The 22,852-nt window shown below is 69.5% G+C and carries 20 protein-coding genes; 17 read left to right on the top strand and 3 right to left on the bottom strand.

All coding sequences use genetic code 11. The features are described 5' to 3' along the window. Positions 1–19: 19 nt before the first annotated feature. The 3 genes from HGB39_RS23090 to HGB39_RS23080 are packed head-to-tail and all read right to left on the bottom strand — an operon-like array spanning position 20 to position 3,011. A complete protein-coding gene (locus HGB39_RS23090) occupies positions 20–832 on the bottom strand; it encodes a carotenoid biosynthesis protein (RefSeq protein ID WP_064080812.1) in 813 nt (270 codons plus the stop codon). Next, positions 829–2,403 (bottom strand): phytoene desaturase family protein, encoded by a 1,575-nt coding sequence (locus HGB39_RS23085; RefSeq protein ID WP_064080813.1) that lies wholly within the window; start codon positions 2,401–2,403, stop codon positions 829–831. The genes HGB39_RS23090 and HGB39_RS23085 overlap by 4 nt, the downstream gene beginning before the upstream one ends. Continuing rightward, positions 2,400–3,011, bottom strand: a complete 612-nt coding sequence (locus HGB39_RS23080; protein WP_005260186.1) for a GNAT family N-acetyltransferase — start codon at positions 3,009–3,011, stop codon at positions 2,400–2,402. The genes HGB39_RS23085 and HGB39_RS23080 overlap by 4 nt, the downstream gene beginning before the upstream one ends. Before the next feature lie 173 nt (positions 3,012–3,184). On the opposite strand from HGB39_RS23080, the gene HGB39_RS23075 reads away from it, so the two are divergent. From HGB39_RS23075 to HGB39_RS22995, 17 genes are all read left to right on the top strand, one after another. Next, entirely contained in the window at positions 3,185–3,649 is a 465-nt protein-coding gene (locus tag HGB39_RS23075; RefSeq protein WP_231137658.1) for an SAV_6107 family HEPN domain-containing protein, read from the top strand. A 234-nt stretch (positions 3,650–3,883) separates the two neighbouring features. Continuing rightward, positions 3,884–4,312, top strand: coding sequence for an SCO2097 family morphological protein (locus tag HGB39_RS23070; RefSeq protein WP_005247640.1), 429 nt, complete (start codon positions 3,884–3,886; stop codon positions 4,310–4,312). Positions 4,313–4,802: 490 nt separating this feature from the next. Then, positions 4,803–5,234, top strand: coding sequence for a division/cell wall cluster transcriptional repressor MraZ (mraZ, locus tag HGB39_RS23065; RefSeq protein WP_005247637.1), 432 nt, complete (start codon positions 4,803–4,805; stop codon positions 5,232–5,234). A 196-nt stretch (positions 5,235–5,430) separates the two neighbouring features. Then, on the top strand, positions 5,431–6,447 hold the full coding sequence (gene rsmH, locus HGB39_RS23060; RefSeq protein ID WP_005260190.1) for a 16S rRNA (cytosine(1402)-N(4))-methyltransferase RsmH: 1,017 nt from the start codon (positions 5,431–5,433) through the stop codon (positions 6,445–6,447). Beyond that, entirely contained in the window at positions 6,444–7,118 is a 675-nt protein-coding gene (gene ftsL / locus HGB39_RS23055) for a cell division protein FtsL (RefSeq protein WP_005260195.1), read from the top strand. Before rsmH ends, ftsL begins: the two co-directional genes overlap by 4 nt. Then, entirely contained in the window at positions 7,115–8,965 is a 1,851-nt protein-coding gene (locus HGB39_RS23050; protein WP_037204871.1) for a peptidoglycan D,D-transpeptidase FtsI family protein, read from the top strand. Before ftsL ends, HGB39_RS23050 begins: the two co-directional genes overlap by 4 nt. A gap of 169 nt (positions 8,966–9,134) precedes the next feature. Continuing rightward, a complete protein-coding gene (locus HGB39_RS23045; RefSeq protein ID WP_043793274.1) occupies positions 9,135–10,748 on the top strand; it encodes a UDP-N-acetylmuramoyl-L-alanyl-D-glutamate--2,6-diaminopimelate ligase in 1,614 nt (537 codons plus the stop codon). Next, on the top strand, positions 10,745–12,259 hold the full coding sequence (locus tag HGB39_RS23040) for a UDP-N-acetylmuramoyl-tripeptide--D-alanyl-D-alanine ligase (protein WP_054248934.1): 1,515 nt from the start codon (positions 10,745–10,747) through the stop codon (positions 12,257–12,259). The genes HGB39_RS23045 and HGB39_RS23040 overlap by 4 nt, the downstream gene beginning before the upstream one ends. Beyond that, positions 12,256–13,335: a phospho-N-acetylmuramoyl-pentapeptide-transferase gene (gene mraY, locus HGB39_RS23035; protein ID WP_005247625.1), complete on the top strand. Its 1,080-nt coding sequence runs from the start codon at positions 12,256–12,258 to the stop codon at positions 13,333–13,335. The genes HGB39_RS23040 and mraY overlap by 4 nt, the downstream gene beginning before the upstream one ends. A 4-nt stretch (positions 13,336–13,339) precedes the next feature. Next, the gene (murD, locus tag HGB39_RS23030; protein WP_120660697.1) at positions 13,340–14,839 is read left to right on the top strand and encodes a UDP-N-acetylmuramoyl-L-alanine--D-glutamate ligase; all 1,500 of its coding nucleotides are present in this window, start codon (positions 13,340–13,342) and stop codon (positions 14,837–14,839) included. Then, positions 14,836–16,371 carry a putative lipid II flippase FtsW gene (gene ftsW / locus HGB39_RS23025; protein WP_064080879.1) on the top strand — a complete coding sequence of 512 codons (1,536 nt, stop codon included), beginning with the start codon at positions 14,836–14,838 and terminating at the stop codon, positions 16,369–16,371. The genes murD and ftsW overlap by 4 nt, the downstream gene beginning before the upstream one ends. Further along, positions 16,368–17,516, top strand: a complete 1,149-nt coding sequence (gene murG, locus HGB39_RS23020; RefSeq protein WP_005247177.1) for an undecaprenyldiphospho-muramoylpentapeptide beta-N-acetylglucosaminyltransferase — start codon at positions 16,368–16,370, stop codon at positions 17,514–17,516. Before ftsW ends, murG begins: the two co-directional genes overlap by 4 nt. Next, positions 17,513–19,024 (top strand): UDP-N-acetylmuramate--L-alanine ligase, encoded by a 1,512-nt coding sequence (gene murC, locus HGB39_RS23015; protein WP_064080878.1) that lies wholly within the window; start codon positions 17,513–17,515, stop codon positions 19,022–19,024. Before murG ends, murC begins: the two co-directional genes overlap by 4 nt. Further along, positions 19,021–19,908, top strand: coding sequence for a cell division protein FtsQ/DivIB (locus HGB39_RS23010; protein ID WP_240960505.1), 888 nt, complete (start codon positions 19,021–19,023; stop codon positions 19,906–19,908). Before murC ends, HGB39_RS23010 begins: the two co-directional genes overlap by 4 nt. 213 nt (positions 19,909–20,121) lie before the next feature. Beyond that, a complete protein-coding gene (ftsZ, locus tag HGB39_RS23005; RefSeq protein ID WP_005247614.1) occupies positions 20,122–21,321 on the top strand; it encodes a cell division protein FtsZ in 1,200 nt (399 codons plus the stop codon). Then, entirely contained in the window at positions 21,318–22,061 is a 744-nt protein-coding gene (pgeF, locus tag HGB39_RS23000; RefSeq protein WP_005574462.1) for a peptidoglycan editing factor PgeF, read from the top strand. Before ftsZ ends, pgeF begins: the two co-directional genes overlap by 4 nt. Before the next feature lie 37 nt (positions 22,062–22,098). Continuing rightward, entirely contained in the window at positions 22,099–22,833 is a 735-nt protein-coding gene (locus tag HGB39_RS22995) for a YggS family pyridoxal phosphate-dependent enzyme (protein WP_005574460.1), read from the top strand. Positions 22,834–22,852 lie beyond the last annotated feature (19 nt).

Raw genomic sequence — 22,852 nt, 5'->3', positions numbered from 1 at the left:
CCAGGGGAGTGGATCGGTGTCAGGCGTGAGGGTGCGTGTCGTGGGTCCGGGGTCGCCGGGCGCGCGGCCGAAGCAGCGACACGAGCAGGGGAACTCCCAGGATTCCCATCGCCAACCACCCGTAGATCGCCGAATACCGCAACTCGGGGGCGCCGAGGAAGACCGAGTGTGCCAGCGCCGAACCGAGCCACGTCCACAGGAACAACCCGATCGGGACACCGTCACGGTGCCGGGTCCCGGCGTCCAGACGACGGTCGATCCGGTCCACGGCGACGGCCATCACGGCGGCGACGACGAACCACCCGGCGTAGTTGGTCAGCGGAATGTGTTCGACACCGGGCAGGCCGGCGTCGGTGACACACCAGTGCCACTGCCCGTCCGCGACCATCTGCGGGTCGAGGTACAGGTCCCAGCCGACGACACCGATCGTCGTCAGTGCGATGCGCGTCAGCCGTCGGTACGGGCCGCGCGCGAGCACGGACGCCACGCACCACACCGGATAGAACCCGGCCGTCCAGGCGAACGGCACCACCAGAGGCACCCCCGCGAGTGCAGGCCCGAGCCGCCCGACGCTGTAGTCGTAGCAGCCGTAGGGGAAGCCGGTGGCCGTGCCGACGATCTCGGAGCACAGACCGAGCCCCGCGGTCACGAGCACCAGTCCCACCGTCCAGCGGGCACCCCGGGTCGCGGCCGCGTGGGTGACGGACGCCGCGGCGAGCAGCGCGACGACGAGGACGGTGACGACGTCACGGATCCCGCCGTGCACCAGCGGGTAGACGATCTGCGCCGCGATCGCCGCGCCCGCGAGCAGCAGGGGCAGGCGGGAGGTCATCGCCTGCGCCGCAGGCGTCCCAGACCCCGCCGGTCGTCGTGGAGCGCGATGCGTGCAGCGCTGCGGCCACTCGCGCCGGACACCCCGCCACCCGGATGGGTCGAGGCGCCGGTGAGGTACAGGCGGCCGGCCCCCGGCACCCGGTGTCCGGACAGTTCGGGGAGCGGACGCCACATCATCATCTGGTCCAGCGACATCTCCACGTGCATGACGTTGCCGCCGAGCAACCCCATCTCGTCTTCGAGGTCCTGCGGCGACTGCACGTGCCGGTCGAGGACGGACTCACCGAAACCGGGTGCCAGCGCGTCGATCTCCGCGACGATCCGATCGGCCTCCGGTCCGGCGAGGTCGCTCCAGCGCCGGCCGCCGGTGAGCCGGTACGGCTGCCACTGCGACCACAGGGTCACCTGGTGCCTGCCCTCGGGTGCGATGGTGGGGTCGAGGCCGCTGAAGCTCATTCCCAGCACCGCGGGCCGCGGCGGGAGTTCCCCGGCGAGTGCCGCGCCGTGCGCGAGCCGCAGGTGTGCGCGATCCGAGACCAGCAACTGCAGCCCGTGGGTGACCGACGCGTCGGGCGCACTCGGATAGGCGGGGAGGGCGTCGGTGGCCAGCCGCACGACCATCCCGATCCCCGGGCCCACGCGGATCCGGCGACGCCACCGGTCGAGGGTCAGCGCGTCGTACCCACCGCGCTCGAGCAGGCCGAGCGTGGTCAGCACGTGACAGCCCGCGATCACCGCACGTGAGCGGATCTCCCGTCCGGACGCCGTCCGCGTCGTCCAGGAGTCGCCGTCGCGGCTCAGCGAGACCACCGAGTCGCCGAGCGAGACGGTCCCGGAGTCGGCGCGCAGCTTCGCGGCGAGAGCGGCGGTCAGGGCTCCGCTGCCGCCGACGGCACGGCCGGGCGGAATGGTGTGCAGCAGGGCGGCGAATCCGACCATCGGCGCCGTCCCCGGCTCCGACATCGGCGGACCGGACTGGGCGCCGAACCATGCGAGGGCGGCCTTGAGGCGTTCGTCGTCGAAGTACTCGTCGAGCAGCGCGTCGCCGGAACCGAGGAACTGCCGGGAGAGGTCGCTGCCGCCGCCGCCCGTGTCGAGCCCCCAGAACGACGAGAGGAGCGCGGGCCCGGTCGGCGGATTCGAGAACGCGCGCATGACACGTGCGCTGCGCGGACCCCACACCGCCACGAACCGGCGGTACGCGTCGGCGTCCGCGGCGCCGCAGGACTCCTCGATGGACCGGCACGTCGCGTCCAGGCTGCGGCGGAACACGATCCCCGGCCGATCCGACCCCGCGGGGGCGGGGGCGAACGCCCACGGATCGCAGTCGAGGTACCGCAGGCCGTGCGCGCCGAGGTCGAGTTCCTCGACGATCCCCGTGTGACGGACCATGATGTGCGCGGACGACCCGCGGTCGACCTTGTACCCGGGGAAGCGTTCGACGGTGGACACCGCGCCACCGATGACGGTGTCGCGTTCGATCACTTCGACCGACCATCCGGACCGCGCGAGGTAGCACGCCGACACGAGGGCGTTGTGTCCCGATCCCACCACCACCGCGTCGATCACAGGGGAAGCCCGCGTCCCAGTACGGCGAACGGCCGGTTGTCCCCGGCGAATCGGAAGTGGCGCAGGACATCTCTGAAGCCGAGGCGGCGATACAGCCGCCATGCGCGGTTGTCCTCGTCCGCCACTTCCGGGGTGGAGAGCAGCACGCCGCGTTCGGGCCTGTGGTCGAGGAGGCGGAGGAGCAGGGTCTCGCCGAGCCGATGTCCCTGGGCGTCCGGGTGGACGTGGAGTTCGGTGAGTTCGAAGTAGTTGCCGAGGATCACGTCGATCTGGTCCCGGGTCCACCCGGTGTGGCGCAGACCGGAACGGACCTGCTGATGCCACCACTGTTCGGGTGCCCCGCGGTAGCCGTAGGCGACGGCGACGAGACGGGCGGCCGCGGTGTCGGCGGATCCGTCACCGGCCGGGACGAGCGCGCCGACGCCACGCCACCCCGATCGCTGCAGGTGCTCGTTCCACATCGGCGCCCGGTGGTATTCGGTGCCGTGGGGATAGCCCATGGCGGCGACGTAGATCGACAGCGCCTCGTGCAGGCGGTCGCGGAACTCGGTGGCCGTGAGTTCGACCACGAGTGGAGTCTGGTCAGCGTTCGTGTCGACCGGTCTCACCTTTCTCTTGACGACGTGTCGGTGGGTCCAGCTATATTGAATAGGTCGAACGGATGTTCGATAGCGGGGATCCGGCGATGCTCGAGGGAAGCGAGCATCGCCGGCCCCCGAACTCACGAACCGACTACGCCCGGCGGGGTGGTTGCACCGGGGTTTTGGAGGTGTTCGAAGTGATGACGAACCCGGTCACGGGACCGGCCTCTGGGAACTCGCGCCGACCGGGTGACATACGCAACCCGGGCTCCAGGCGGGGTTCGACGCTGCTCGATCGCGCCGACGCGCTCCTCGCCCAATCGGTGGGGGCCGGTGGGCCGGCGGATCGATTCCACAGTGCGTATCTGGCCGCGCTCCGCGGCGCGGGCGCAGTGCTGGCCGCCGTCGAGGGGCCTGCGGCGGGGAGCAGACGGACACGAACGCGTAACGCCTGGGTTCTCATGGCCGCCGCGGCGCCGGAATTCGTGAACTGGGCCGACTACTTCGCCGGGCACTCGGCCACCCGCGCCGCGATCGAGGCGGGAATGTCGCGTACCCTCACCGATCTCGAGGCGGACGAGTTCTTTGTCGAGGTCGGACGCTTTCTCCAGCACGTCGAAGATCACATCGGACGTGGCGCAGGTCTCGATCTGCGGGCGTCGTAGCCCGGGCTGTGGGCCGCAAACGGCGGGAAAACGGTGAGGCGTCCGCGACATTGCGGTGCCCCGAACGGGGTTCGGTGCGGGAGTCCGTAAGGTTGGTGTCGAACTCGTACGTGGAGTAGGTGGTACGGGGATCGAACTGCTCGTATTATTAAATCTAGGTAGCCGCCAAAGTCGGTTACCCACCGTCTCGCACCGTGAGGCGGTGGCCAACACTCCAGTGCCGGGGGAGGTACCGTGCCACTCTCCGAGCACGAGCAGCGCATGCTCGACCAGATCGAGAGCGCTCTCTACGCCGAGGATCCCAAGTTCGCCTCCACTGTGCGAGGCGGTCGCATGCGTGCGGCATCGAGTCGTCGTCGATTGCAGGCGGTGGCCCTGTTCGTTCTGGGGCTGGTCCTGCTCATTGCCGGCGTCGCCCTTCCGATCAAGCCGGGCGGTTTTCCCGTCATCAGCCTGATCGGCTTCATCGTCATGTTCGGTGCCGGAGTCCTCCTCCTGTGGGGTGGAGGAAAGAGCAAGTCCGGACAGTCCTCACGTGGTGGCTCGACCACGCAAGGTGAGACCGGCCGTGCCGATCGCGGTAAGCCCCGAGGCGGGCGCAAGAGTGGCGGATTCTCGTCGCGAATGGAAGACCGCTTCAAGAAGAGATTCGAGCAGGAGTAGTTCGACCCGCTCGGCAGCACAGTGGCGGCGTGGCAGGTGATGCCACGCCGCCACTGCTGTGTCCGGGCGGTGCAGGGTCGCCTGGGTGCGGTAGGTCGGGGTCGATCCGGTGGGGCCAGTGAACGTTCCCGCCCACGAATCCCCACCCTCACCCACCCCGTTTCCCCACTTTCCCCCCTGTGCCCCGCGATGAACCGCGGGGTGGGGGCGTCGGCCCCTCGCGTTGTGCTTTCACCTGGGCTTTTACTGCTTTTTGGGCTGATGTGTGACCGAGCCCGATCGGCTCGGCTCGTGTCGGTGATCACGTCGGGAATTTTCCCCCACCTTCTGCAATAAGCGTTGACCAGCAAGTATTGGGCAAATTGGGCGACAACACGCTGTTATCCACCTTGTGAGTGGGGGAAAGTGGGGTACTGTGGTGCGCAGCGGGGAGCGAAGGTGAACCGCCCGGGCATACGGCGTTCGATACGAACGTGGTGGGAGGTGTCGAGTGTTTCTCGGTACCTACACGCCGAAGCTCGACGACAAGGGGCGGCTCACGTTGCCCGCAAAGTTCCGGGATGCGCTGGCGGGAGGGTTGATGGTCACCAAGGGTCAGGATCACAGCCTCGCGGTGTATCCCCGGGAAGAATTCACCGCTCTCGCACGCAAGGCCGCGGCCGCGTCGAGAAGCGATCCGGAGGCGCGAGCCTTCGTTCGCGGACTGGCGGCAGGTACCGATGAGCAGCACGCAGATGCCCAGGGGCGCATCACCCTCTCGGCAGATCACCGTCGTTACGCGGGTCTCTCCAAGGACTGCGTAGTGATCGGTTCGGTCGATTTCCTCGAAATCTGGGATGCGCAAGCCTGGCAGACCTACGTCGAGGCGAACGAGGAGAACTACTCGCAGGCAACAGGAGTCGCGCTCGGCGAGATCGTCTGAGCGTGACCGCGTCCCCGCGAATGCCGCGAGGCCTCTGTCCGACGGAACCCTGACGCACTTCCCCAGCGCCAGGTTTTCATTTCGGGCAGGGACCTCGAAGCATTCGCCACGGCAACTGGCCGACAAGAGAAGTTCGAGCAGTGAACCCCGGCTTCGGGCGCTTCACCCGCACCACAGAGCAGGAGCCGGAGGGATCATGGTGGATCACGAGGGGGAAGATTCCTCGCCCGCCGATGGTTTCGGTCACATCCCGGTTCTGCTTCACCGCGCAGACGAACTGCTGGGCCCCGCCCTCACCGTGAACGACCCGCAGGGCGGGGGAGCCGTCATGATCGACGCGACCCTCGGTCTCGGTGGTCATTCCGAGCACTTCCTGCGGACCTACCCTCAGCTGAGGCTCATCGCCCTCGACCGTGATCCGCACGCGCTCGAGATCGCCGGTGGCCGGCTCGCTCCGTTCGCCGATCGCATCACGTTCGTGCACACCCGCTACGACGGCATCGAGGATGCGCTCGCCCAGGCGGGCCTCCCCGCGCAGGAGTCGGTGCACGGGATCCTCTTCGACCTCGGTGTCTCCTCGATGCAGCTCGACGAATCGGATCGGGGATTCGCGTACTCGATCGACGCTCCCCTCGACATGCGGATGGACCCGACCACCGGCATCACCGCGGCCGAGGTCCTCAACACGTACAGCCACGGAGACCTCGCTCGCATCCTCAGCACGTACGGCGAGGAGCGCTTCGCAGGCAAGATCGCGTCGGAGATCGTCCGGCAGCGCGCGAAGGAGCCGTTCACCACCAGCGCAGCGCTGGTCGAACTGCTGTATCGCTCCATTCCTGCGGCGACCCGCCGTACCGGGGGACATCCGGCCAAACGGACGTTCCAGGCCCTTCGAGTGGAGGTCAACGGCGAGCTCGATTCACTGCGCGCCGCGGTCCCGGCAGCACTCGACGCGTTGACCGTCGGGGGACGCGTCGTGTTCATGTCGTACCAATCCCTGGAAGACCGGGTCGTCAAGCAGGAAATCACTCCCAGGTCGAAGTCGAAGAGCCCCGAGGGGCTTCCTGTCGAACTGCCGGGGATGGGACCGGAGTTCCGGATCCTCACACGGGGGGCGGAGCGGGCGTCCGAGCAGGAAGTCGAAGAGAACCCACGATCAGCCCCGGTGCGTTTGCGCGCTGCAGAAAGAATTGCCAGGAGGTCGGCGGCATGACGGTTCAGGTGAGTTCCACCGAGATGCGGCCCGCGCGGGCGGCCGCCCGGACGGGCGCGGCTGAGCGGGCGTACAAAAAGCGCACCCAGCGCGCGGCCGTGCACAGTGGATCCGCGATCGCCGTCTCCGGTAAGAACCGCACCGGCACGCTCACCGCCCGCATCCCGTTCGTGGCAACGATCCTCGTTCTGCTCGCGATGGGCCTGGCCATGACATTGCTGCTGACCACCCGGTCCGCGGAGGACTCGTACCAGCTGAGCGCCGCCCGCGCTCACAACCAGTCGCTCGCGGAGGAGAAGGCGGCACTCGAGCGTGACGTCGAGACCGCCAACTCCGCCCCGAAACTGGCGGAGGAAGCAGCCAAGCTCGGCATGGTGCCCGCCAACGATCCCGCTCGCCTCGTCGTCCACCCCGACGGCAGCGTCGAGGTCGTCGGAAAGCCGGCCCCGGCGTCGGGTGCACCCGTGCCGCCGCTGGACGTCGCCCCGCCCACCCAGCGTGGCAACGCCGTCGCGACCGCCCCCAACCGCGGGACGACGACGCAGTCGCCGCGCGCCACGCCGCAGCCCGGCAATGGCACCGAGATCCAAGCGCAGGGTGAACAATTGGTTCCCGTGATCCCCTCGACCACCGCTCCGACGACTGCTCCACCGTCCGGCGGTCGCCGGTGAGTCGAAGCGCACCGAGAAGTCGTCCCCGGCGCCCCAAGGGCGCCGGTTCGGCGTCCTTTCCGTTCAGACAACGGTACGGACGCCTGGTGATGTTCTTGGCGCTCGGCCTCGCCGCAGTGCAACTTCTGTGGATCCAGGTTATCGACGCACCACAACTGTCCGCGGAGGCGGCGAACCAGCGCACCACCACCGAGGTGGATCCGGCGCTGCGCGGGTCGATCACCGACCGCAACTCCAACCCCATCGCATTCACGATGGAAGCGAAGGCCCTGACGTTCCAGCCCGCACGGGTGCGGAAGGAACTCGAGGAGGCGAAGGCCAAGAGCGACACCGCCCCCGACGTCGACTCCCGTCTCGACGCTATCGCGAAGGAGATCCACGACCGGCTCGGCGACGCCGCACCCGAGAAGGATCTGAAGGAGAAACTGCACGGCGACGACACGTTCGTCTATCTGGCGCGCAGCGTCGACCCCAACATCGCCGCGCAGATCAGTGACAAGTTCCCGGAGGTCGGACTCGAACGCCAGGACATCCGCGAGTACCCCGGCGGATCCCTCGCCGCCAACCTCGTCGGCGCCACCGGCTGGGACGGTCACGGACTGCTCGGCCTCGAGGACTCGCTCGACTCCACTCTTGCCGGCACCGACGGCTCCCAGACCTACGACCGAGGTTCCGACGGCGCGGTGATTCCCGGCAGCTGGCGCGACAAGCAACCGGCGGTGGACGGGTCGAGCGTCGAGCTCACCATCGACTCCGACCTGCAGTACTACGTCCAGCAGCAGGTGCAGATGGCGAAGGACAAGTCCGGTGCGAAGGACGCGTCGGCGGTCGTGCTCGACTCCCACACCGGTGAGGTGCTCGCGATGTCGAACGACAGCACGTTCAATCCGGCGATCGGGGTGGGCAACAATCCGCGGACCGTGGAGATGGGCAACCTGCCGGTGAGCACGCCGTTCGAACCGGGCTCGGTCAACAAGATCGTCACCGCGGCGGCCGCGATCGAGTACGGGCTCACCACACCGGACGAAGTTCTCGAGGTCCCCGGCAACATTCAGATGTCGGGTGTGTCGGTGAAGGACGCCTGGGACCACGGGGTCGCCCCGTACACGGCCACAGGCGTGTTCGGTAAGTCCTCCAACGTGGGCACTCTGATGCTCGCCCAGCGCGTGGGGGAGGACCGCTACGCGGACATGCTGTCCAGGTTCGGTCTCGGCCAGCGCACCGACGTCGGGCTCCCAGGTGAGAGCGCCGGCAGTGTCCCCAGCCGCGACCAGTGGTCGGGGGGCACGTTCGCGAACCTGCCGATCGGCCAGGGCCTGTCGATGACACTGCTGCAGATGACCGGCATGTACCAGGCGATCGCCAACGACGGCGTCCGCATCCCGCCGCGCATCGTGAAGGCGACGGTCGACGCGTCCGGGAACCGGACCGAGACCGAGACGCCCGAGGAGGTGACGGTCGTCAGCCCCCAGACCGCGTCCACCGTTCGCGACATGTTCCGGTCCGTCACCCAGGACGACACGGGCAACCAGCGGGGTACCGGGGTGCAGGCCGCCGTCGACGGATACCAGATCAGCGGCAAGACGGGCACCGCCCAGCAGGTCGATCCCGCCTGCAAGTGCTACTCGAACTCGAACTACTGGATTACGTTCGCGGGGATCGCCCCGGCCGACAACCCGCGGTACGTCGTCGGAATCATGCTCAACGCGCCGACACGCAGCGCGGACGGCTCCGGCGGGCAGTCCGCCGCACCGCTGTTCCACAACATCGCGTCCTGGATGCTGCAACGCGACAGCGTGCCGATGTCCCCGGACCCCGGACGCAGGCTGGTGCTGCAGGCCGATTGAGCGAAGGTCGGCCGAATCGGGTTCCGAGAGCTCTCGCGGTAATCTGACACGTCGGCCGTTCAGTGGACACGGACTTTTCCGTGGACGCAGGGAACTGCCGAGGTAGCACGCTGTATCGATCCGTGCACTACGCCGTTGTCAGTGAGAGTCGACATCCGAGAGGAGCCCGGTGCCTGTTCCGTCCCGCCCGCAGTCGGCGTCAGTGGAGGCGAAGGTCACAGACAGCCTTCGCCCCGCCCAGCCGGTCCGTACCACGGTGAGCGCTCTGGCAGCGCTCGCCGGAGCGAGGGTCGAGGCACCCACCGGAACCGCCGAGCACGTGATCGTCACCGGGGTGGATCTCCGCGCCCAGGGGATCATCGAGGGTGATCTGTTCGCGGCCCTTCCCGGGGCCCGCGCGCACGGCGCGGAATTCGCCGCCGACGCTCTCGCCCGCGGCGCGACCGCGATCCTCACCGACGAGGCCGGATTCGAGTTGGTGTCCGCACTGGGCTCCGACATGCCGGTGCTCGTCCACGACGACCCACGGGGTGTTCTCGGCGAGCTGTCGGCCACCATCTACGGCCGGCCCTCGGAGAAGATGCAGGTCATCGGTATCACCGGGACGTCGGGGAAGACCACGACCTCGTATCTCGTCGAGGCCGCGCTCACCGCCGCGGGGCGGACGACCGGTCTCGTGGGCACCATCGAGACCCGGATGAGTGGCCGCCGGGTGCCGAGCGCACTGACGACGCCCGAGGCGCCGCAGCTCCACGCCCTGTTCGCGGTGATGCTCGAGCAGGGCGTCGACACGGTGGTCATGGAGGTGTCCAGCCACGCGCTGTCGCTCGGCCGCGTCGACGGAGTCCGCTTCGACGTGGGCGCGTTCACGAACCTCTCCCAGGACCACCTGGACTTCCACCGCGACTTCGAGGACTACTTCGCCGCCAAGGCGCGGCTCTTCGCAGCCGATTCGTCCGTCCATGCACAGCACGCCGTCATCTGTGTCGACGACGTGTGGGGCCAGCGGATGGCCGACGTCGCGCGCGGCGCGCACTCGATGGTGACGACGGTGGGCACCACGCCGGAGAGTGAGGGCGCGGTGTGGACGGCGGGCCCGGCGACGGTGTCGTCCTCGGGCTCGCAGACCTTCGCGCTCACCACGGCCGAGGGCACCACACTCGACGTGGAGCTCCGTCTGCCGGGGCAGTACAACGTCGCCAACGCTTCCCTTGCCGTCGCGCTGTGCGCGGCGCTGGGTGTCGATCCGCGCGACGCCGTCGCGGGCATCGCCGGGGTCGACGTGCCGGGCCGGGTGCAGCGGATCGACCGAGGGCAGGACTTCCTCGCCGTCGTCGACTACGCGCACAAGCCCGCAGCGGTCGAGGCCGTGATCGCGACGCTGCGCGAGCAGGTGCACGGCCGCGTCGCCGTCGTCGTGGGTGCGGGAGGCGATCGCGACGCAGGCAAGCGGCCGCTGATGGGCGCCGCGGCCGCGCGCGGAGCCGACCTGCTGATCATCACGGACGACAACCCCCGCACCGAGGATCCGGCGAAGATCAGGGCCGCGGTCCGCGAGGGCGCTCTCGGAGTGCCCGAATCCGAGCGGGGACAGGTCTGGGAAGTAGCGGACCGAGCGAAGGCGATCGCCGACGCCGTCGGCTGGGCGCAGGCAGGCGACGTGGTTCTGGTCGCAGGCAAGGGACACGAGATCGGTCAGGAGATACACGGGGTGAAGTACCCATTTGACGACCGCGACGTACTGGGCGACGCGATCGAGCGACAGGTCGGAGGAGCGCGATGATCCCGATGACACTCGCTCGCGTCGCCGAGATCGTGGGCGGCGAACTGCACGACGTCGCCGATCCGTCGGCCGAGGTGACGGGAACGGTCGAGTTCGACTCGCGGAAGGTCACCGACGGGGGTCTGTTCCTCGCCCTGCCCGGCGCCCGAGTGGACGGCCACGATCACGCGGCCTCGGCGGTCGAGGCCGGTGCGGTCGCGGTCCTGGCGGCGCGCCCGGTCGGCGTCCCCGCGGTCGTCGTCACCCCGACACCGAGCGACATCCCGAGCAAGGCGATGGCACTCGAGCACGACACCGACGGATCGGGCGCCGCCGTGCTCTCGGCCCTCGCGAAGCTCGCGCGCGCATCCGTCGACGACCTCACCGCGAAGGGGCTCACCGTCGTCGGCGTCACCGGATCGGCGGGAAAGACGTCGACGAAGGATCTGCTCGCCGCCGTCCTGCGCCCCCTCGGCCCCGTCGTCGCGCCGCCCGGATCGTTCAACAACGAACTCGGCCACCCGTGGACCGCCCTCCGCGCGGACGCGGACACGGGATACCTGGTTCTGGAGATGTCGGCCCGCGGCCGCGGCCACATCGCCTCCCTCGCGACAATCGCACCCCCGAAGATCGGGGTCGTCCTCAACGTGGGTACGGCGCACCTCGGCGAATTCGGTTCGCGTGATGCGATCGCCGCCGCCAAGGGCGAACTCGCGGAGTCGCTGCCCTCGGCGGACGACGGTGGCGTCGCGATCCTCAACGCAGACGATCCGCTGGTGGCAGCCATGGCCCCGCGCACGTCGGCCCGGGTGGTCCTCGTCGGCCAGTCGGAGTCCGCGCACGTGCGGGCCACCGACATCGTGCTCGACGAGAAGGCAAGGGCGCGTTTCACTCTCACGGCGCCAGCGGGCAGTGTGCCCGTCGAGCTCGCCGTGCACGGCGAACACCAGGTCGGCAACGCGCTCGCCGCAGCGGCGGTGGCGCTCGAATGCGGGGCGGACCTCCAGCAGATCGCGCAGGCCCTCTCCGGTGCCGCCGCCGTCTCGGCGCGCCGGATGGACGTCCGCGACCGGCCGGACGGTGTGACCGTCGTCAACGATTCGTACAACGCGAACCCCGACTCGATGCGGGCGGCCCTGAAGGCGCTGGTGTCGATGGCCAGGACGGGCCGGGGTGCGGCGCGCCGGAGTTGGGCGGTGCTCGGAGAAATGGCCGAGCTGGGTCCAGAATCAGTGGTCGAACACGACGCCATCGGCAGATTCGCCGTCCGGCTGGACGTGAGCAGGCTGATCATCGTCGGAACCGGCAGGCCCGCCCGCGCCATGCACCAGGGTGCGGTCATGGAGGGTTCGTGGGGCGAGGAGTCGATGCTCGTCCCCGACATCGCCGGTGCGGTCGCCTTGCTCGAACAGGAACTGGCGCCGGGTGATCTGGTGCTGGTCAAGGCGTCGCAGTCCATCGGATTGTGGGAGGTTGCGGACACGGTGTTGGCGGGAAGCACGGGACAGAAGGGTTCGGAGGCTACGCGGTGAGACAGATCCTCTTCGCGGCGGGCATCGCGCTCGCCGTCTCGATTCTGCTGACCCCCGTTCTCATCAAAGCCTTCTCCCGTCAGGGATTCGGCCAGGAGATCCGTGTCGAAGGTCCGGCGAGCCACCAGTCGAAGCGCGGCACCCCGACGATGGGTGGCGTCGCCATCCTCGCCGGACTGTGGGCCGGCTACTGGGGTTCGCACCTGATCGGCATCGGCTACAACGCGGACGGGCCGTCGGCATCGGGACTGCTGGTTCTCGGTCTCACGACGGCGCTCGGCGGGGTCGGATTCCTCGACGACTTCATCAAGATCCGCAAGCAGCGCAACCTCGGTCTGAACAAGACAGCGAAGCTGGTCGGCCAGCTCATCGCGGCAGTGGCGTTCGGCATTCTCGCGCTGCAGTTCCGGGGCGCCAACGACCTCACGCCGGGCAGTGAACACCTGTCGTACGTGCGTGACATCGCGACGGTCACGATGGGCTCCGTCGTGTTCGTCGCGTTCTGCTACCTCCTGGTGAGCGCCTGGTCGAACGCGGTCAATCTCACCGACGGACTGGACGGTCTCGCTGCCGGTTCCATGAGCCTGGTGCTCGGCGCGTACGTGATCATCACGTTCTGGCAGTACCGCAACGCGTGCGAGACGAGTCCCGGCAAGGGCTGCTACGACGTCCGCGATCCGCTCGACCTGGCCCTGATCTGCGCGGCCGGTGCCGGTGCGTGCATCGGATTCCTGTGGTGGAACGCGGCGCCCGCCAAGATCTTCATGGGCGACACCGGTTCGCTGGCACTCGGCGGCATGCTCGCCGGACTGTCGATCACGACGCGCACCGAACTGCTGATGGTCGTGATCGGCGCGCTGTTCGTCGCCGAGGCGGCATCGGTCGTGATCCAGGTCGCGGTGTTCCGGTCGAGCCGAAGACGAGTGTTCCGGATGGCTCCGTTCCACCACCACTTCGAACTCGCCGGGTGGGCGGAAACCACGGTGATCATCCGGTTCTGGTTGCTGGCCGCCATCGCTTCCGCGATCGGGCTCGCGCTGTTCTACAGCGAGTACCTGGCAGCGATCGGGGGCTGACGACGTGGCAGAGGAACACGGCGGGCTCGACTGGTTGCGGGGTCGCAGCGTCCTCGTCGCCGGTGCGGGAGTCTCCGGCCGGGCCACCATCGAACCGCTTCGTGACCTCGGTGCGCTCGTCACCGTCACCGACGCGAACGTCGACGCCCTCGCCGAGTGCGCGCGTCTCGGCGCCGCGACCGTCCCGATCGACGATCTGCTCACCGAGCGGGACCGCGTCGCCGAGTTCGCGCTGGTCGTGACGAGCCCGGGGTTCCGTCCGGACGCGCCGCTGCTCTCGCTCGCCGCCGGGGACGGGGTGCCGATCTGGGGCGACATCGAGTTCTCCTGGCACGTCGACCGGGCCGGGCTCTACGGCCCGCCCCGGCGGTGGCTGGTGGTCACCGGAACCAACGGCAAGACCACGACGACCTCCATGCTGCAGTCCATCCTCGAGGCGGCCGAGCTGCCGAGTCTGGCCTGCGGCAACATCGGGCTTCCGGTACTCGACGCCCTGCGGCAGACCGAACCCCGGGCAGAGGTGCTGGCCGTCGAACTCTCATCGTTCCAGCTGCACTGGGCGCCGTCGGTCCGGCCGACCGCAGGCGCGATCCTCAACATCGCCGAAGATCATCTGGACTGGCACGGCGGGATGCAGCCGTACATCGATGCGAAGGCCCGCGCCCTGACCGGTGAGGTCGCGTTGCTGGGGCTCGACGACGAAGTCGCGTCCTCTCTCTTCTCCTCGTCCCTCGCAGACCGGACCCTGGGTTTCCGGCTCGGTGTGCCGGCGTCAGGCGAACTGGGTGTCGAGGACGGGTATCTCGTCGACCGCGCGTTCGCCGACGGCGAGCGGCTTGCCCCGGCCGAGGGGATCACCCCGCCCGGGCCTGCCGGACAGATGGATGCCCTGGCCGCGGCGGCTCTGGCCCGGGCGATCGGAGTTCCGCCGGACGCCGTCGCTGCAGGTCTGGCCGCCCACGTCGTGGGCCCGCACCGCGCGGCACACGTCGCCGACGTCGGGGGAGTGACATTCGTCGACGACTCCAAGGCCACCAACCCGCACGCCGCCCGCCCGTCGATCCTCGCCCACGAGCGGGTGGTGTGGATCGCCGGTGGTCTGCTGAAGGGTGCGCGGGTCGACGACCTCGTCCGCGAGGTGGCGGGTCGCCTCGCCGGCGCCGTCCTGCTCGGCCGCGATGCGAGGCAGATCGCAGAGTCCCTTGCGCGACACGCCCCCGAGGTTCCCGTGGTCACTGTCGAAACGGGAGACGATGCAGGTGTGAGTGCAGTCCCGCAGACCGCGACGCACCGGCTGGTGCTGCCGGCGGACACCGACAGCGACGCCGTGATGAGTGTCGTCGTGCGCGAAGCGGCTGCGCTGGCAACGGCGGGGGATTCCGTCGTCCTGGCGCCCGCGGCGGCCTCGCTCGACATGTTCGACAGTTACGGCCACCGGGGGCGCAGCTTCGCGGACGCCGTCGGCAGGCTCGACGAGTCGGACATCTCCAGGACGCTGCGATGACCTCCGCCGGAGCCCGCACCCGCCGCGTCCCCGAAGGACGGCGGTCCCCGCCCCGCACGGCGGCCGCCCCCGGGGTGGCGAAGCGTGCACCGTCGAGTCCCCGCACGCGCACGGCACCTCCGCGTGGCCCGCGCACCCGGATCGGGGCCTGGCTGTCGCGGCCTCTGGCGTCGTTCCACCTCGTGGTCACCATCGCGTTTCTGCTGACGGTCCTCGGCCTGGTGATGGTGCTGTCGTCCTCGAGCGTCGAGGCCTACGCCTCCGACGGTTCGGCATACACCCTCTTCACCCGGCAGGCGCTGTTCGCGGCTCTCGGGCTCGGCCTGTTCTACGCGGCGCTGCAGATCCCGGTCCGGGTGATGCGCGCCCTGTCGTTCCCGGCCTTCGCGGTCACGATCATCCTGCTGGTCCTGGTCCTCATACCCGGCATCGGCACCGTGTCCCAGGGCACCCGGGGTTGGTTCGTCGTGGCGGGATTCTCGTTGCAGCCCGCCGAGCTCACCAAGATCGCGCTGGCAGTGTGGGGTGCGCACATCCTGGCGTCGCGGCGCAGCGACATCTCCAGTATCCGGGACATGCTCGTTCCGCTGGTGCCGGCCGCGCTCGTCGCGTTCGTCCTGATCATCCTGCAGCCCGACCTCGGAACGACGGTCTCGCTGGCCATCATCCTGATGGCCCTGCTGTGGTTCGCGGGCCTGCCGCTGAAGCTGTTCATCGCGATCCTCGGGACCGGCTTCGGAGGAATCGTGATCCTCGCGCTCACCGCCGGCTACCGCTCCGCTCGCGTGCGCGAGTTCCTCAATCCCGGTTCCGACCCGCAGGGCATCGGGTACCAGTCGCGGCAGGCGATGTATTCGCTCGCCGACGGCGGCATCCTGGGGCGAGGGCTGGGGCAGAGCCGCGCGAAGTGGAGCTACCTGCCGAACGCCCACAACGACTTCATCTTCGCGATCATCGGCGAGGAGCTCGGATATCTGGGCGGCGCCGCCGTCCTCGGCTTGTTCGGACTGTTCGTGTACACGGGCCTGCGCATCGCGGCCCGATCCGCCGACCCCTTCCTACGCCTGCTCACCGGAACTGCGACGGTGTGGATCACCGGACAGGCATTCATCAATGTCGGATACGTGATCGGGCTGCTGCCCGTCACCGGCCTGCAGTTGCCGCTGGTGTCCGCCGGCGGAACGTCGACGGCCACCACACTGTTCATGTTCGGCCTCGTCGCCAACGCGGCGCGGCACGAACCGGAGGCGGTCGCGGCGCTGCACTCCGGACAGGACGGCCCGTTCGGTCGTCTCCTGCGGCTCCGCAAGCCGGAGGCGTATTCGCCGGTGCGGGCCGACGCGGCACGCGCCGAGGCGGTGCGCCGCGCCGAGGCCCGCCGGCGGGCCGGTCGGGAGATGGCCCCACGGACCCGCAGCGTCACATACGAGAAGGGCCGCCCCGAACGCGGCAAGGGCCGCACCCCCGAACGAGGTGCACGTCAACAGCGAAGCTCGGGTGGCCGAGCAGGAGAGCGAGGATTTCGTAGGTGAACGGCGACAAGTCCACCCTGTCGGTGATCGTGGCCGGTGGTGGTACCGCCGGGCACATCGAACCGGCTCTGGCAGTGGCCGATGCGATCAAGGCGATCGACGACACCGCGGTGGTGACCGCTCTCGGTACGGCGCGTGGCCTCGAAACCACCCTGGTTCCCGAGCGGGGCTACCCGCTCGAGCTCATACCGCCGGTGCCGCTGCCCCGTAAACCCACCCTCGACCTGCTGCGACTTCCCGGTCGGGTGCGCGCGTCGGTGCGCCGCACCCGCGAGGTGCTCGATGCGACCGGTGCCGACGTCGTCGTCGGATTCGGCGGGTACGTCGCGCTGCCGGCATATCTGGCGGCCGGCCCCGGACTGCTGCGCCGTCGGCGCCGCATTCCGATCGTGGTGCACGAGGCGAACGCCAGTGCCGGGATAGCGAACAAGATCGGTGCCCGCCGGGCCGCCCGGGTCCTGGCCGCGGTCGCCGGTTCCGGAGTCTCCGCACGCGGTCGCTCGGACGCGGAGATCCTCGGGATCCCGGTCCGGGCGTCGATCACCGGTCTCGACCGGGCGGCCCTGCGGGCGGAGGCGCGCGCACATTTCGGGCTCCCCGCCGACGGTCCCGTACTGCTCGTCTTCGGTGGTTCGCAGGGCGCGCGGTCGCTCAACGAGGCCGTGTCGGGCGCGGCCGAGTCGCTGGCAGCGGCCGGTGTGGCCGTCCTGCACGCGCACGGACCGAAGAACACCCTCGACGTTCCCGCGACACCGGGCGGCCCGCCGTACGTGGCCGTTCCCTACCTGTCGCGGATGGACCTCGCCTATTCGGCCGCGGACGCGGTGATCTGCCGGTCGGGTGCGATGACGGTGGCGGAGGTGTCGGCGGTGGGGCTTCCTGCGGTGTACGTGCCGCTGCCACACGGCAACGGGGAGCAGGAACTGAACGCGCGACCGGTGGTCGCCGCCGGAGGTGGAATGATTGTGGCCGACGGAGACCTGTCCGCCGGATTCGTCGCGGAGACCGTGATCCCTCTGCTGCGTGATCCCGCACAGCTCGAGGACATGGGGCGACGCGCGGCCGGCGCGGGTCACCGCAGCGCAGCCACCGAGGTTGCGCGCATCGTGCTCGACGTGGCCGCGCTGACAAGGGGAACCCGATGACCGACCTGCCCGCGGAGTTGGAACGTGTCCACATGGTCGGGATCGGCGGCGCCGGAATGTCCGGAATCGCGCGGATCCTGCTGGCCAGGGGTGGGCAGGTGTCCGGATCGGACGCCAAGGAGAGCCGCGGCGTCCTCGCGCTGCGTGCCCGCGGCGCGCACGTGCGGATCGGTCACGACGCCGGCGCGCTCGACCTGCTGCCCGGCGGCCCGACCGTCGTGGTCACCACGCACGCCGCCATCCCGAAGGACAACCCGGAACTCGTGGAGGCTGCCCGGCGCGGCATACCGGTGATCCTGCGACCCGCGGTGCTGGCCTCGCTGATGCAGGGGCACCGTACCCTGCTGGTGTCGGGCACCCACGGTAAGACGTCGACCACGTCGATGCTGGTGGTGGCGCTGCAACACTGTGGTTTCGATCCGTCGTTCGCAGTTGGCGGCGAACTCAACGAGGCCGGAACCAACGCCCACCACGGCAGCGGCGACGTGTTCGTCGCGGAGGCCGACGAGAGCGACGGTTCGCTGCTCCAGTACGAACCGGACGTCGTCGTCGTCACCAACGTCGAAGCCGACCACCTCGACTACTTCGGCAGCACCGAGGCGTACATCCAGGTGTTCGACGATTTCGCGGCACGTCTGTCGCCCGGCGGTCTGCTCGTCGCCTGTCTCGACGATCCGGGGTCCGCGGCGCTCGCGCAGCGGGTGGCGGCGCGGGGACTGCCCGGTGTGCGGGTGCTGGGATACGGCAGCGCCGAGAACACCGACGGGGCCTTCGCACCCGTCGACGGCGTCGAGGTCGGCGCGCGGTTGCTGAGTTTCGAGGCCCGGGACGTCGGCGGAGTGCTGCAGTTCCAGCTGGCCGGCGAACAGTCGCCGAGGACGGTCCGGATGGGTGTGCCCGGCAGGCACATGGCGCTCAACGCTCTGGCCGCTCTCCTCGCCGCCCGGGAAGCCGGTGCCGACGTGGACGAGATCCTCGAAGGCATTGCCGGATTCGGGGGAGTGCACCGCCGGTTCCAGTTCACCGGCCGCGAGCACGGGGTCCGCGTGTTCGACGACTACGCGCATCACCCCACGGAGGTGCGTGCCGTGCTCGGCGCCGCCGCCGATCTGGTGCGCCAGCCCCACGAGGCCGACCGTCGCGAATCCGAGGACTCGGTGCGCAGCGGCAAGGTCATCGTGGTGTTCCAGCCCCACCTGTACTCCCGCACAGCAACATTCGCGGAAGAATTCGGGCACGCGCTCGACCTCGCCGACGAGGTCGTGGTCCTCGACGTGTACGGCGCGCGGGAAGAACCGCTCCCGGGTGTCAGTGGCGCCCTGGTCGCGCTGTCGGTGTCGAAGCCGGTGCACTACCAGCCCGACCTGTCGCAGGCGCCGCGGCAGGTCGCGGCCCTCGCGACCCCCGGGGACGTGGTGATCACCATGGGTGCCGGTGACGTGACGATGCTCGGCAACCAGATCCTCGACGCTCTGCGTGCGGCTCCGCACCACCACCCGTCGCGATGACGCGGGAGCGTCGGGGCCGGTCGGAGCGGCCGGACCGCCCTGTCCGCCGCGACGTCCAGCGCAGTCCGAGGCCGGGGCGTGAGGCCGGTGCCCGCGCGACGGCGAGCGATCGGACGTCCTCGCGTCGGCGCACCTCGACGGTCACCGACCCCGGAACGCGGCGCACCCGCGAATCGGCTTCGGCGGCACGGAAGCCCGCGGCGGCGGAGACGTCGCAGCGACCGTGGTACCGGCGGCCCGCGGTGATGGGCGTCGTCGGTGTCGTCGTGGTCGTGGCGCTCGGCCTCGTCGCCTGGTTCACGCCGCTGCTGTCGGTGCGGGAGACGGACGTCGCGGGGGCGACGTCCGTCTCCGAGGAGCAGATTCGCCAGGTGCTGGCGGTGCCGCAGGGGCAGCCGTTGCTGCGTGTCGACACGGAGGGCGCGGCTCAGCGGGTCGCCGCGATCCCGAAGGTGGCGTCCGCGCGCGTCCAGCGGGTGTACCCGTCCACCATTCGGGTCACGGTAACCGAGCGGGTGCCCGTCGTGTTCGTCGACAACCCTGGCGGTACCCATCTTCTCGACGCGGAGGCCGTGGACTACGAGATCGCACCGCCGCCGCCGGGGGTGCCGCGTCTGGTGACGGAGACGCCGGGGTGGGGCGACCCGTCGACGGAGGCTGCGATCGAGGTGCTGGAGTCGATGCCGCCTCAGCTCCGCGGTCAGGTGGGACAGATTGTGGCGAAGTCGATTTCGGATATCGCGGTGACGTTGCTCGACGGCCGGACCGTGGTGTGGGGCGGCACGGAGAAGTCCGAGCGCAAGGCTGCGGTCACCCTGCCGCTGCTCACCCAGCCCGGGCAGACGTACGACGTGTCGAGTCCCGACCTGCCGACGGTGCGGTGAGGGGTCGTGACCCGGATGCGAAAGAGTTGCGGGCGAGTTCGTCAAATAACTCGGCGCGTCTCGGCGCGCCTAATGGCGTATCCGTATGGCGGTGCATAGCGTTTCGCTCTAGTCGGGCAGCACTTGACATAACCGTAACCCTATGGTTGAGGTTGAGGGTTCTGGACTGATCTGTACGAAAGCGTGATACACACTCATGGAAGGCGAGAGCCGATGACGCCCCCGCACAACTACCTCGCCGTAATAAAGGTCGTCGGCATCGGCGGCGGCGGCGTGAACGCAGTCAACCGGATGATCGAGCAGGGACTCAAGGGAGTCGAGTTCATTGCCGTCAACACCGACGCGCAAGCGCTGCTGATGAGTGACGCCGACGTCAAGCTCGACGTCGGCCGGGAGCTCACCCGCGGGCTCGGAGCCGGCGCGGATCCCGAAGTCGGCCGCAAGGCCGCAGAAGACCACAAGGACGAGATCGAGGAAGTCCTCAAGGGCGCCGACATGGTGTTCGTGACCGCAGGCGAGGGCGGCGGCACGGGTACCGGCGGCGCACCGGTCGTGGCGAGTATCGCGCGCAAGCTCGGGGCCCTCACCGTCGGTGTCGTCACCCGCCCCTTCTCCTTCGAGGGCAAGCGCCGCGGTGGCCAGGCCGACACCGGCATCCAGTCGCTGCGTGAATCGTGCGACACCCTCATCGTGATCCCGAACGACCGCCTCCTGCAGCTCGGTGACGCCGCAGTCAGCCTCATGGACGCGTTCCGCAGCGCCGACGAGGTCCTGCTCAACGGTGTCCAGGGCATCACCGACCTCATCACCACCCCCGGTCTGATCAACGTCGACTTCGCCGACGTCAAGGGCGTCATGTCCGGCGCGGGTAGCGCGCTGATGGGCATCGGATCCTCGCGCGGCGAGGGCCGGGCCATCAAGGCCGCGGAATCGGCGATCAACTCTCCGCTGCTCGAGGCGTCGATGGAGGGTGCGCGCGGCGTGCTGCTCTCGATCGCCGGTGGCAGCGACCTCGGCCTGTTCGAGATCAACGAGGCGGCGTCGCTGGTGCAGGAAGCTGCCCATATCGACGCGAACATCATCTTCGGCACCGTCATCGATGATTCGCTCGGCGACGAGGTGCGGGTCACCGTCATCGCCGCCGGGTTCGACGGCGGCGCCCCCGCCCGTCGGCCGGTCGAGTCGGGCGCCGCCGGTCGCAGTGCCATCGGTGCCGGGCGGGCGGGCGAGGTCGGACAGCAGGCCGAGCAGCAGCACAGCGAGCCGATGTCGGTGACCCGAGAGACGATCAGCTCCCACCAGAGCCCGAGCAGTCTGCCGCCGCTTCCGGGAAACGGTCAGTCCCGTGCGGTGCCGGTGTCCGACGAGGAGGGTGAAGACGAAGTCGACGTGCCCTCCTTCATGCGTCGTTGAGTTCGTCGTCAGCCCCCGATTTCAGGGTTCGCCGGGTCGTCACCACCCGTGCCGGCGGGCAGTCCGTCGCACCGTACGACACGTTCAACCTCGGTGATCACGTCGGCGACGATCCGGCCGCGGTGGAGGCGAACCGGCGTCGGCTGGCCGACAACATCGGCGTGGCCTTCGACCACTTGGTCTGGATGGAGCAGATCCACAGTCGCAACGTGACCGTGGTCGACGGGCCCACCGACGTGCCGGTGCCCGCCACGGACGCGCTGGTGACGACGGTGCCGGGGCTCGCACTCGCGACCCTCAGCGCCGACTGCGTCCCGGTGCTGCTGTCCGACGACGAGGCCGGGGTGATCGCCGCCGTCCACGCCGGCCGGATCGGCGCCCGCATCGGCATCGTTCCGCGGGTGCTCGACGTCATGGTCGAGCAGGGGGCGCGGGTCGACCGGATCGGCGCGTTCCTGGGTCCGGCGGCGAGCGGCCGACAGTACGAGGTTCCCGCGGCGATGCAGGCGGACGTCGAGAAATTCCTTCCCGGCAGCGCCACCCGCACCGTCAAGGGGACCCCCGGCCTCGACCTGCGGGCCGGCCTGCGGAAGCAACTGCTCGACGCGGGTGTCTCGGGGGTGGCGGAGGATCCGCGCTGCACCATCGAGGACCAGACACTGTTCAGTCATCGCCGGCAGGCCCCGACCGGTCGCCTCGCGGCGGTGATCTGGATGGATACTGGGCAAGACAGCGTGTGACGATGGCCGCCGGCGGCGGCGAGGATTCGGTGTGGGAGTGGACAACGTGGGCAGGGTCGGGGAGATCGAGGCTGCGCTGGGCGCCGTGCGCGCACGGCTCGACGCGGCGTGCCGGGACGCCGGCCGCGACCCCGCGGAGGTGTCGCTGCTGCCCGTCACCAAGTTCTTCCCCGAATCCGACGCGCGGATCCTGTACGACCTCGGGTGCCGCGAGTTCGGGGAGTCACGTGAGCAGGAGGCCACGGCCAAGATCGCGGAGTTCCGGACCGCGGTGACGGATCCGTCGGTGCGGTGGCACATGATCGGACACCTCCAGCGCAACAAGGCGAAGGCCGTCGCGCACTGGGCGTACGCCATCCACTCGGTGGACAGCGAACGACTCGTCGGCGCCCTCGGCCGCGCGGCGACCGCGGCTCTCGAGGCGGGGGAGCGGCCCGAGCCGCTGCGGGTGCTGCTGCAGGTCAGTCTGGACGGCGATCCGCAGCGCGGCGGTGCCGCGATCGCCGACCTCGAACACCTTGCGGCGGAGGTGCAGTCGTCGCCGGGACTCGAATACCGCGGGCTGATGGCGGTTCCGCCGATCGACGCCGACCCGGACGCGGCGTTCGAGGAACTGGAGAAGATACACGCGCGGCTCAGGCGCGACCATCCGGATGCGACGGACCTCTCAGCAGGCATGACGAATGATCTCGAGCACGCTGTCCGACACGGGTCGACGTGCGTGCGTGTCGGAACCGCGCTGTTGGGTTCGAGGCCTATAACCTCGAAATAGATCGCCCAGGTGATCGCCA

It is taken from the genome of Rhodococcus opacus (genome assembly GCF_012396235.1).
Classification (GTDB): domain Bacteria; phylum Actinomycetota; class Actinomycetes; order Mycobacteriales; family Mycobacteriaceae; genus Rhodococcus_F; species Rhodococcus_F opacus.
This window is presented reverse-complemented; position numbering and strand designations above follow the sequence as displayed.